Raw genomic sequence first — 10,537 nt, forward strand, 5'->3', positions numbered from 1 at the left:
GCCTAGCGGTTCAGGGCGCGGCCGAAGCTCTGCGCGGCCCTGAGTTTCATGTCCTCGACGGCGTTCCAGTCGGGCACGACGCGCCGCAGGGCTTCCTCGGCCACCTGTTCGGCGTTCAGGTCGGTGGGGTGGGCGGGCGCCCCGGCGTCGGCGCAGAAGCCCTGCACCTTGGGGTCGTAGGCGACGCCGCTGAAGGGCGTGCCGGTCGCGGCGGCCAGGATCACGGCGTGCAGGCGCACCCCGATCACGTACCCGCTGGCGGCGATGGCGTCCAGCGCGACCTGCGGGTCGCGGGTGCTGATCACGTCGTTCGCGCCGAGGCTGTGGGCGGCCTCGTCGTCGTGGTCGGGCATGAAGCTCAGGGCGGTCACGTGGCGGCCCTCGGCCTGCAGGCGGCGGATCACGTCCCTGAGTTTCGCGGTGGCGTCGGTCACGTCGCCGCGCGGGGCGACGATGACGCGTTTCAGGTCGCGGGTGGCGGGCGCGGCGCTCAGCAGCAGGGCCGGGTCGCCGCCCAGTTCGGCGCGTACGCCCAGGCTGCCCAGGGTGTCCAGGCTGCCCTCGTCGCGCACGATGACGGTCACGCCGCGCAGCGCGCGGGCCACGCGGCGGCCACCCTGTTCGCTCAGCGGGCCGACGCTCTGGTTGAACACGACCACGCGGCGGCCCATCAGTTTCGCGAGGCGGATGATCGCCAGGTAGTACGTGAGGGTGCGGCTGCTGGTCTTGTCCTGAAGCAGGCCGCCCCCGCCGGACAGCAGCACGCGCGAGCGCATGAGCGCGCCCAGCACGGCGGCGGGTTTCATGCGTTCGGCGCTCAGGCAGTCGTAGGTGCGGGCGGTCTCGGCGGGGGTATTCGACAGCAGCAGCGGCTCGGCGCTGTACTTGCGCAGTTCGCGGGTGATGGCCAGCGCGATGGCCTCGTCGCCGGTGTTCCCGAAGCCGTAGTAGCCGCTGACGGTGACGGTGGTGCGGGTCATGCGTTCACCGTCCGGGTGCCGTACGTGTGCCACAGGCGCAGCGCCGTGCGGACCAGCCAGATGCCGATCAGACCGGCGATCAGGCCGACGCCCAGGCCCAGGAAGCAGCGGGTGGCGCTGATCAGCAGCGGCGTGTGGAAGTGCGAGAAGGTGTTCAGGATGCTGGACTGACCGACCACGCCGCCCAGGATCAGCATCGCGCCGAAGTAACCGGGCAGCGCGCCGCTCAGGCCCACGATGCCCAGTGGGTGTCCGGCCATCTCCTTGAAGCGTGGCCGCACGAGGCTGTCCTGCAGGTCCTGGCGGATGCGGGCCTCGGTGTCGCTGACGCTGGCGCCGGTGGCGTTGCCGCGCCGCAGGAACACCAGCGCGAACACGGCCAGCGCCAGGCCCATCACGACCACGTCACCCAGCTTGATGGGCGCGTTGTAGATGTCCCGCGCGGTCTGGCGCAGGTCCTGGCGGGGCAGGAAGCTCAGGGCGACCAGCAGCAGCGGCAGCGCCAGGGTCAGGCCCACGCCCCGGAACGGTTCGAGGCCCAGCACGCTGTCCCGGTTCGCGCCGAGCGCCGAGACGAACAGCACGCCGCACAGGCTCAGGCCGGTCGCGATGAACCAGTCGGTCACGCGGGCGCGGCGCAGCACCAGTCCCAGCGCGGGGAAGGTCACGGCGGCGATCAGCGCGCCGCCCGCAAAGGGATCGAAGCGGTTGAGGCCCAGGGCCAGCGCGCCGCTCGCGGCGGCGACCAGCAGGCCCAGGCGGACCAGCGGGAAGCTCAGGCCCAGCAGCAGCAGCGCCGCGACCGGCCCGATCAGGCTCAGGGCGCGCAGCACCGTGTTCTCGGCGAAGGGCCGGATGACCGGCTCGGTGATCTTCACGCCGGACCGGCCCAGCAGTTCGGTGGTGCGGGTCAGCAGCGCCTCGGTCTCGTTGATGGTCGGGTAGGGCCGCAGGTACAGCAGCCGCATGGAGCGCTCGCGGGCCGCGAGGTTGTACTTGCTGGCCAGCGTGACCGGGTCCAGGCGGTTCTGCCACGCGGGGTTCACGCTGAAGGTGCGGGCCGCGCCGTGCGTGGCGATCAGGGTGTCCAGGCCGCGCTGCGGGGTCGCCTCGATCAGCGCGGGAATGCGGTCCCCCATGCGCCCGTTGATCTTCTCCAGCAGTTCGGGCGTGCGCGCCCCGATGACCTCCTCGCCGTTGAAGGCGATGAACGGCACGTCCGGCCAGTCCGCGCCGGGTTCGCGCAGGGCGTCGTCGGCGTACGGGCGGTACACGATCGTGTAGCCCTTGCCCTTCAGTTCGCTGATCAGCGCGGCGTTCGGGCCGGTCGGCAGGAAGGTGGGGTCGGTGGGCCACTCGGTCCAGGTGAACCCGCCCACGCTGACCTGCCGGGTGGGCATGGTGTACCGCGCGGGCAGCGCCTCGGCCACGCCGGGCTTCAGCGAGCGCAGGTACACGTTCTGCGGGCTCACGTTCGCGTCCGGGAAGTCGGCTTTCAGGTCCGCGCCGGACCGCAGGTACACCTCGCCGCGCTGCACGAGGTTCCCGATCACGTCCTCGTACACGGCGACGCCGTTCACGCCGAGTTTCTGGTAGCGGTCCATCAGCGCCTGCGGTTCCAGACCGAAGCGGCGCGCCTGCGCGGCCACCGCCGGGTAGTCCATGACCAGCGCGGCCGTCTTCTCGCCTCGTTCGTGGTTCACGCGGCCCACGGCCAGCAGCAGCGCGGGAATCAGGGACAGCAGGATCAGGCCCAGCAACGCCGGAGTCCAGGGATGACGGGACGGCGGCGGAACGGTCATGCCGCCCTGGGCAGGCGCGTCGCGGGTGGGGGGAGCATCGGTCACAGGCACATCCTAAAGGGGAGAAACGGCGGAAACGGGGAGCGGGTCAGATCGGCGGGCGGGGCCGGGCAGCGGTCCATGCTGCGGCGGCCCCGCCCGCCAGGTCGTCCATCCAAAGGCGCGTCTGGCCAAAGGAGCGTCCGGCGGCAGGGGGCGCGGCCTGACCGCCCGTCAGATGGTGGTGCGGATGCGGGCGGCCAGCATGTCCAGCGCGGGTTCGTTCATGCCGCCGTGCGGGATGATCACGTCCGCGTAGCGTTTGGTGGGCTCCACGAAACTCAGGTGCATGGGGCGCACGTACTCCAGGTACTGCTCGATCACGCTTTCGGGCGTGCGGCCGCGTTCCTGCGTGTCGCGCAGCAGGCGCCGGATGAAGCGCACGTCGGCGTCGGCGTCCACGAACACCTTCAGGTGCATGCGGGCGCGCAGGGCCTCGTCGTACAGCGCGAAGAACCCCTCGAGGACCACGACCGGGCCGGGCAGGACCTTGGTGGTCTGCGCCGAGCGGGTGTGGTTCGTGAAATCGTACTCGGGCATGTCGATGGGCACGCCGGACAGCAGGGCGTCCACGTGCTCGCCCAGCAGCGCCCAGTCGAAGGCGGCCGGGTGGTCGTAGTTGGTCTTCAGCCGCGCCTCGAAGGGAATGTCGTCCTGGTTGCGGTAGTAGTTGTCCTGGTTCAGGACGGCCACGCCCTCGCGCCCGACCGTCTCGATCACGCGGCGCGTGACGGTGGTCTTGCCGCTGCCGGACCCGCCGGCCACGCCGATCATGAACGGCACGCTCACGCCGCGCCTCCGGCGTGACGGGAACCGCTGCCGATGGAACTGGCTCCCAGACTGCCGATCAGGTCGATGCGGCGCTCGGCCATGCGGCGCGCCACGACGTGCGGCGCCTTGCCGTACTGCTCGGCGGCGGCCGTGATGCGGTTGACGGTCTGGTACACCCGCTCGGCGGCCTGCGAGGCTTCCAGGCCGGTCGCGGCGGCGATCAGGCCCGCCGAGTTGATGGCGAAGTCCGGCATGTACACGATGCCGGCCTCCTTGACGGCCTCCTCGCCCCGGCGGGTCAGGGGGTGGTGCTCGCCGCCCGCGATCAGGCGGCACTGCAGGCGGGGCACGTCCTGACTGCGGATGCTGTGCCCGTACCCGCAGGGCGCCAGGATGTCGCTGGGCGCGTCGAGCAGTTCGTGGCAGCCGACGACCGTCACGCCGCTCAGGGTGTCGGCCAGGGCCAGCGCGCGTTCCGGCCGGTCGTCCGCGATGATCAGGCGCGCGCCCTCGCGGTGCAGGTGCCCGGCCAGCGCCCGGCCGACCGCGCCGACCCCCATGATCGCCACGCGCACGCCGCGCAGACTCTCGGAGCCCAGTGCGTGACGCGCGGCGGCCTTCATGCCGCGGTACACGCCGTACCCGGTGACCGAGCTGGTGTCGGTGTTCATGCCGAGCGTCGAGCGGGTTTCCTGCGCCACGAAGGCAATGTCGGCCGGGGTCACGCCGATGTCCTCGGTCAGGACCACGCGCGACTCCATGGGCAGCACCTGCCGGCCCAGCGCCCTGAACAGCGCCTCACGGGCGTGCGGGTCCTCGACGCCCGCCTCGGGGATCAGGATCACGCAGGCCCCGCCGCCGTAGTTCAGTCCGGCCAGCGCGGCCTTCAGGGTCAGGCTCTCGGACAGCGCCAGGGCGCCCCGGACCGCGAGTTCCTCGTCCTGCTCGCGCAGGCGCACGCCGGCAATGGCCGGGCCCAGCACCGTCGAGTGGATCGCCAGGGCCGCGCGCAGACCGCTGGGGGCGTGGTGAAGCAAGGTCAGGGCCTCGTGCCCGCGCGACTGCATCTCCTCAAGTATCAGCATAAGACTCCTGTGTTCCGCCGCGTTCCGCGCGGCCCGGCCCGCGCCGTGGCCGGGTGCGGGCCGGGCCGGAGGGCGCGGTACCGCCCATCAGCGTAGCACCGGGGCGCATGTCTTCACCAGCGGCGGATGCCCTGCGCGCGCCCAGTGGCGCGCGGCGTGAAAGAACGCTGTCAGAAACCGTTCGTCACCCTGTGACAATGCTTACGCTGGTCCCTCGCCCGGCCTTCCCGTCGCCCCTGTCCGGGGCGGCGCTGAACCGTGGCGCCGGGGCGCACAGGCGTCCCTTACAATGGGGCGCACAAAGGGGGAATTGAATGGATCGGATTGCTCCGCTCGCCAAAATTCTGGCGGAAGCGAACGGGATTGACTGGCAGAAACTCAACGGGACCGGAAGCGGCGGCATGATCGTCGAACAGGACATCCTGAATTACCTGTCGCGCGTCATGAGTGGCGAGGAAGACCCGCCCAGCACGCCCGTGGACCCCACCCCCGCCGACTGGACCGGTGACGGCATCCCCAGCGCGGACATGCTGAACAAGGCCGGCATGAACGCCGACATGCTCAGCCGCGCGGGCGTGGACACCGACATCACCGCGTTCGTCGAGCAGGCCCGCACGGCCGTGTCCCCACAGGTGCCCGCCACCCCGGCCGGCAGCAGCCTGGAAGACGAGGACATGGAATTCGAACTGGAAGACGAGGACAGCGCCGCCCAGCCGGTCGCCGCCGCGCCCGAGCCGACCATCCCCGAGCCCGCCATGCCGGAGCCTGTCATGCCCGCCGCCCCCGTCAACGCCCCTGCCTTCGCCGCGCCGCAGGCGATGGAGGCCGCCGCGCCGCAGACCCCGGAACCGGCCGCCGCCGGGAGCTGGAACTGGGGAACGCCCGCACCCACCCACACGCCCGAAGTGGCCCCGGCCCATCTGCCGGAAGTCACGGCGGCCGAGGTGCCAGCTGTCGAGGTGCCGGCCGTGACCGCCCCGCCCGTGTTCGCACCCGCTCCGGACGTGACGCCCGTGGCAGCGGCCGCGCACATGGACGTTCCGCAGCCCGCCCCGGCCCCCGTGGTCGAGGCCGCCGCCGCGACCGGACTGGCCGCCGGCCTGGGCAGCCTGCTGTCGCGCCTGTACCAGAAACCCGCTCCAGAGGCGGCGCCCGTGACGACCCCGGACCCCGTTGCCGCCGAGCCGGTGGCAGCCGCTGCACCTGCTGTCGCTGAGCCTGCTGTCACCGAACCCGTCGAGCCCGAGCCTGCCCCGGCGCCCGACGCCGCGCCCGCCTGGACCGACGGCCGTCAGGAACAGGATCACGCCTGGACCGAACCCGCCGCGCCGGCGGAAGTCATGGCGGAGCCCGAAGTCATGGCGGAGCCCGAGCCGGAAGAGGCCGAGCCAGTGGCCGCCGAAGCGCCGGAAGTCGAGCCGGTGGCAGTCCAGCCCATGGAAATCGAGCCGGTGGAAATCGAGCCGGTAGAGGCTGCGACACCCGACGCCGGGTCCATTCCGGCCGAAGAGGTCTTCGTGGAAGCCCCGCAGGCCGATCTGCCCGCCGGGGAGCCGCTGGCCGAGCCTGCCCCCGAGGAAGCGGTTCACGAGGAGCCGGTCGAGGAAGCGGTCCCGGCAGAACCCGAGATCGCTGCGGAGCCCGAGATTGCCGCCGTGGCCGAAGTGGCGGAACCGGAAGTCGCAGAACCGGAAGTCATGGAGCCGGAAACGGCTGCTGGGCCCGAGGTCGCCGCTGAACCCGACGTGACCGCCGTCGAGGCCGAGCCTACCGAGTCTGCCGCGCCCACCCTGACGGACGAGCCTGCCGTCGCGGCCGCAGCGGAGGAGGAAGCCTCCCAGGACACCCCGGAAGAGGAAGCGCCCGTGCTGGTCGCGCCGGTCAGCGCGGTGGTTCACACGCCCGCTGCCGCCCCGGCGAACGCCGTGTGGTTCGGTGCGTACCTGCGCCGCGACGCCGACGTGGCGGCGCTGCGTGACCTGCAACGTCAGGTGAGCGCCGCGCTGGAACAGGACCTGCCGCTGGGTCTGCTGGTGGCCCGCGCCGCGCAGCGTCACGCGGATACCCTGGGCCTGGGCAGCGTGGCCGTGCAGGGCGACAGCCACGCGCACTCGGTCGGGACCGGCAGCCTGCGCGACGCGCTGGCGCAGCTGGGCACCGCGCATGACGGCACCCCGGACCTGCTGGTCGTGGACGCCGGCGCGCACGGCCTGGACGACCTGCACTTCCCGCACACCCTGACGCTCAGCGTGGGTCGCGTGCAGGACGGCCGCGCCGCCCTGACCCTGAACGGCGACGTGAACCCCGCCCACGCTGCGCACTTCCTGGCGCAGGTGGCCGGGACGCTGGAACAGCCCATCCTGCTGGTGCTGTAAGCACCCGCACGGCAAAAGAACCGCCCCGTAACGTGGGGCGGTTCTTTGCGTTGTGCCTGCATTCGTTGTGCCTGGGCGGACAGCGGGTCAGGGTCGTGTACTTCCCCCAACCCGCCTGCCCCGGTTACGCCTCGGTGCCCAGGTGCTCCCTGGCCCAGTCGTAGAATTCCGGTTTGTAGAACTCCAGGCGCACTTTCTTGTATTCCTTGGTGGAGTACAGGATCGCGTGGTCGACGCCCTGCGCGACTTCCTGTTCGATGGCGCTGATCTTGCCGAAGGCTTCTTCCTTGCTGCGGCCGTGGACCATGGTGAAGATGGTGTAGGGCCATTCGGGGTAGGTGGGGCGCAGGTAGCAGTGCGAGACGGCCTTGAATTCGGCCATCTGGCGGCCGACCTCGGCCACGCTGTCCTGCGGGACGGCCCAGACGCCCATGGCGTTGAAGGTGAAGCCGGCCTTCTGGTGGCGGAACACGGCGGACACGCGGCGCAGCGCTCCGGCGGCTTTCATCTTCTCGGCGTGCGCGGCGACTTCCTCGATGCTCAGGCCCAGGGCGGCGCAGGCGTCGGCGTAGGGTTCCTCGGTGACGGGCAGGTCCTTCTGGAATTCCGTGACGAAGGCCCGGTCGAGGTCCGTGACCGCGTAGCCGATGTTGCGCTGCTCGCTGGTGTACTGGGGTTTGGCCTTGGCGTTCCAGTCTTCCTTGCCGGTCATGTCGAATTCCACGCCGATCTTGAACAGGTGCAGGGTGGGCATCAGGCGGGTCAGGCGCGCGCCGCTGAGTTCGTGGAGTTTCTGCACGTGCGCCTCGAGGTCACTCTCGGGGGCACGGCGATGGTGTACCAGAGGTTGAAGTCGTGGTTGCGTTTGTAGTTGTGGCTGACGCCGGGGTGGGCGTTCACGATCTCGGCGCCGGCGTCGAGCTGGTCCTCGTCGTGCACGGCGGCCACGAGGCTGCTCTGGTAGCCCAGGGTGCGGGTGTCGAAGATGGCGCTGACCTGCCGCAGCACGCCCTCGGCCTTCACTTCACGCAGGATGCTCAGGGCCTCGGCTTCGGTCAGGCCGACGTCCTGCGCGATGACGGCGTAGGGCCGCCGGGTGATGGGGATGTCGCGTTGAATGCGGTTCAGGAGCTGCTCGCGTGGCGTGGGGGCAGGCTTGGGCGCGGCGGCGGGTGCGGTCATGTCTGCACAATACGCGCCGGCGGGGCGGCGAAACGTCCCCGAACGAACGGTCAGGCGGGTGCGGTGGGGGCCGGGATGGGCGCACAATGGCGGGCATGGTAACGGCAATCGTGATGGTGCAGGCAGAGCGGCAGCGGGTGCAGGAGACGGCCGAGGCGCTGGCAGGTGTGCCCGGCGTGCGCGAGGTGTACTCCGTGACGGGCGAGTGGGACATCGTGGCGATCCTGAAACTGGCCCGCTACGAGGACCTGGACGACGTGGTGACGGGGCACCTGCGCAAGGTCGAGGGGATCGCGCGCACGCAGACGATGCTGGCGTTCCGCACGTACAACGAGGCGCTGCTGGATCAGGGCTTCGGGGTGGGACTGGACGAGAGCCAGAGCCGCTGACCGGGGGCAGGTTTAAGAAGTCTTTAGAGGCCCGTGGATTTTGTGACCTGCCCTACCTGTACCTTCTGGGGCGGCAGGTACGTTGACCGTATGACCCGCACCCTTCTGCTTCCGGCCCTGCTTCTGGGTGCCGCCCTGTCCAGCGCCGCGTCCGCCAAACCCATCGTGGTGGGCAGCAAACTCGATCCCGAGGCGCAGATCCTGGGGCAGATGATCGTCCTGACCCTGAAGAACGCGGGGCTGGACGTGACCGACCGCACGAACCTGGGGGATACCGGCGTGAACCGTAAGGCTCTGCTGGCGGGCGAGATCGACGTGTACCCCGAGTACACCGGGAACGCCGTGTACCTGTTCCCGCAGGCGAAGATCACGGCCAAGCAGGCGGGGAACACCGGCACCATCTACGGGCTGGCGCGGCAGCTGGACAGCCGGAACGGTGTGACGTGGCTCAAGCCCGCCGCCGTGAACAACACCTGGGTGATCGCGGTTCCGGCGGCGCTGGCGAAAAGCGCGCGGCTGAACACGGTCGCGGATCTCGCCCGCTACGTGAATGGCGGCGGCAAGCTGAAACTGGCGGGCAGCCCCGAGTTCTTCAACCGCCCCGACACCATGCCGGCCTTTGAAGAGGCGTACGGCTTCAAGCTGAAGGCCGACCAGAAGCTGATCCTGGCGGGCGCCACGCCTCCCCAGACTCAGCAGGCCGCCGCGAACGGCACGAACGGAGTGAACGCCGCGATGGCCTACGGCACGGACGGCACGCTGGCCGCGCTGAAGATGGTGGCCCTGAAGGACCCCAAGGGCGCGCAGGCGGTGTACCAGCCGTCCCCGATCATCCGCACGGCGACCCTGAAAGCCAACCCGCAGATCGAGGCGCTGCTGAATAAGACCTTCGCCACGCTGTCGCAGTCGACCATGCAGGGCCTGAACGCCAAGGTGGCGCTGGAGGGCCGCACGGCGCAGGCCGTGGCGCAGGAGTACCTGAAATCCAAGGGCCTGATCAAGTAAGCGCCGTGACTGGAGACTCTGCGCCTGGGGGCGCTGCGCTGGGGTGGGCTGGCCGGAACTTCTTTCCGCGCTGGGACTTTCCCCATCCGCGTGTGGGCCGCCCATGAGTGATCCGGGGAACAGGGGGGTAGGAGCCGGGAGGCGGCCTGCCCCTTCTGCTGCCCACCTCCCAAATCGGTCAGGAGGAGGAGCGCGCGGCGACGTTCAGGCGGTGCTGGCCCTGTCGGCCCTGCCCATGCTGGCGGGCGCGTGGTTGCCGTGGGTGCTGCTGCGCCCCAACCGCCTCGCGCCGGGCGAGTACCTGCGCCTGCCGCCCGTGTGGATAGCGGCGCTGCTGGTGCTGGCGCTGCTGCCGCTCGCAGCGGCCCGCTGGCGGCCTGCGCTGACCTGGGTGCCGGCCACGCTGGCGCTGCTGCTGGCCGTGTGGTTGCTGGGCACCTGCACGGGCGCGGCGCTGGTGGGTCAGGCGGAGTTCGCGCGGGCCAGTGCGGCCAGCGGCGCGTGGCTGACCCTGCTGGGGGCGGGCGTGGCCGTGTACGGCGCGCGGCTGTGCGGAGCGCCGCGCTGGACCGGGTGGGCGTGGGTGGCCGGTCTAGCGGCACTGCTGCTGACCGGTACGCTGTCAAACTGGTCGGTACTGGTCGAGGGCCGCAACGAGGGGCCGCGCTGGGTGCAGGAACTCGCGCAGCATCTGCGGCTGGTCGGCTCGGCGCTGGGGCTGGCGGTCCTGATCGGCGCGCCGCTGGCCGTGTGGGCGTCCGGGCGTCAGCGGGTGGCGGGGGCGGTGCTGGGCGTGGCGAACGCCGTGCAGACCATTCCCAGTCTGGCGCTGCTGGGCCTGCTGATCGCGCCGCTCTCGGCGCTGGCGAACGCCTTCCCGGCGCTGCGGGAGGCGGGCGTGAGTGGCAT

10 protein-coding genes (1 of these 10 only partly in view) are annotated in these 10,537 nt (G+C 71.0%); 4 read left to right on the forward strand and 6 right to left on the reverse strand.

Features of this window, described 5'->3' with window-relative positions; genetic code table 11:
• Positions 1 to 2 precede the first annotated feature (2 nt).
• From csaB to BXU09_RS06430, 4 genes are all read right to left on the reverse strand, one after another.
• Positions 3 to 980 carry a polysaccharide pyruvyl transferase CsaB gene (csaB, locus tag BXU09_RS20165; protein WP_144012007.1) on the reverse strand — a complete coding sequence of 326 codons (978 nt, stop codon included), beginning with the start codon at positions 978 to 980 and terminating at the stop codon, positions 3 to 5.
• Positions 977 to 2,827, reverse strand: coding sequence for a DUF5693 family protein (locus BXU09_RS06420; RefSeq protein WP_346417556.1), 1,851 nt, complete (start codon positions 2,825 to 2,827; stop codon positions 977 to 979). The genes csaB and BXU09_RS06420 overlap by 4 nt, the downstream gene beginning before the upstream one ends.
• Positions 2,828 to 2,995: 168 nt before the next feature.
• Entirely contained in the window at positions 2,996 to 3,595 is a 600-nt protein-coding gene (gene udk, locus BXU09_RS06425) for a uridine kinase (RefSeq protein WP_055362694.1), read from the reverse strand.
• An 11-nt stretch (positions 3,596 to 3,606) separates the two neighbouring features.
• Positions 3,607 to 4,677 (reverse strand): Glu/Leu/Phe/Val dehydrogenase dimerization domain-containing protein, encoded by a 1,071-nt coding sequence (locus tag BXU09_RS06430; RefSeq protein WP_078301293.1) that lies wholly within the window; start codon positions 4,675 to 4,677, stop codon positions 3,607 to 3,609.
• Positions 4,678 to 4,991: 314 nt separating this feature from the next.
• Here BXU09_RS06430 and BXU09_RS06435 point away from each other — a divergent pair, with 314 nt between their 5' ends.
• Positions 4,992 to 7,052 (forward strand): E3 binding domain-containing protein, encoded by a 2,061-nt coding sequence (locus BXU09_RS06435; protein ID WP_078301294.1) that lies wholly within the window; start codon positions 4,992 to 4,994, stop codon positions 7,050 to 7,052.
• A 124-nt stretch (positions 7,053 to 7,176) separates the two neighbouring features.
• On the opposite strand, the gene BXU09_RS21370 is transcribed toward BXU09_RS06435, so the two are convergent.
• Positions 7,177 to 7,851: a hypothetical protein gene (locus tag BXU09_RS21370; RefSeq protein WP_240501047.1), complete on the reverse strand. Its 675-nt coding sequence runs from the start codon at positions 7,849 to 7,851 to the stop codon at positions 7,177 to 7,179.
• Positions 7,815 to 8,234 (reverse strand): hypothetical protein, encoded by a 420-nt coding sequence (locus BXU09_RS21375; RefSeq protein WP_240501049.1) that lies wholly within the window; start codon positions 8,232 to 8,234, stop codon positions 7,815 to 7,817. Before BXU09_RS21375 ends, BXU09_RS21370 begins: the two co-directional genes overlap by 37 nt.
• A gap of 95 nt (positions 8,235 to 8,329) precedes the next feature.
• On the opposite strand from BXU09_RS21375, the gene BXU09_RS06445 reads away from it, so the two are divergent.
• From BXU09_RS06445 to BXU09_RS06455, 3 genes are all read left to right on the forward strand, one after another.
• Positions 8,330 to 8,623 carry an Lrp/AsnC ligand binding domain-containing protein gene (locus tag BXU09_RS06445; RefSeq protein WP_055363890.1) on the forward strand — a complete coding sequence of 98 codons (294 nt, stop codon included), beginning with the start codon at positions 8,330 to 8,332 and terminating at the stop codon, positions 8,621 to 8,623.
• A gap of 90 nt (positions 8,624 to 8,713) precedes the next feature.
• A complete protein-coding gene (locus BXU09_RS06450; protein ID WP_078301295.1) occupies positions 8,714 to 9,628 on the forward strand; it encodes a glycine betaine ABC transporter substrate-binding protein in 915 nt (304 codons plus the stop codon).
• A 211-nt stretch (positions 9,629 to 9,839) separates the two neighbouring features.
• Positions 9,840 to 10,537, forward strand: the 5' portion of a protein-coding gene (locus BXU09_RS06455; RefSeq protein ID WP_240501051.1) for an ABC transporter permease. Its footprint extends 406 nt past the window's final position; the window shows 698 of its 1,104 coding nt (coding positions 1-698); its start codon is at positions 9,840 to 9,842; the stop codon falls past the right edge of the window.

The organism is Deinococcus sp. LM3 (assembly GCF_002017875.1).
Classification (GTDB): Bacteria; Deinococcota; Deinococci; order Deinococcales; family Deinococcaceae; genus Deinococcus.

Coding starts and splice junctions, on each gene's coding strand:
- BXU09_RS21375 (WP_240501049.1), bottom strand. CDS start 8,234: ATGACCGCACCCGCCGCCGCGCCCAAGCCTGCCCCCACGCCACGCGAG.
- BXU09_RS06445 (WP_055363890.1), top strand. CDS start 8,330: ATGGTAACGGCAATCGTGATGGTGCAGGCAGAGCGGCAGCGGGTGCAG.
- udk (WP_055362694.1), bottom strand. CDS start 3,595: ATGATCGGCGTGGCCGGCGGGTCCGGCAGCGGCAAGACCACCGTCACG.
- BXU09_RS06435 (WP_078301294.1), top strand. CDS start 4,992: ATGGATCGGATTGCTCCGCTCGCCAAAATTCTGGCGGAAGCGAACGGG.
- BXU09_RS06450 (WP_078301295.1), top strand. CDS start 8,714: ATGACCCGCACCCTTCTGCTTCCGGCCCTGCTTCTGGGTGCCGCCCTG.
- csaB (WP_144012007.1), bottom strand. CDS start 980: ATGACCCGCACCACCGTCACCGTCAGCGGCTACTACGGCTTCGGGAAC.
- BXU09_RS06430 (WP_078301293.1), bottom strand. CDS start 4,677: ATGCTGATACTTGAGGAGATGCAGTCGCGCGGGCACGAGGCCCTGACC.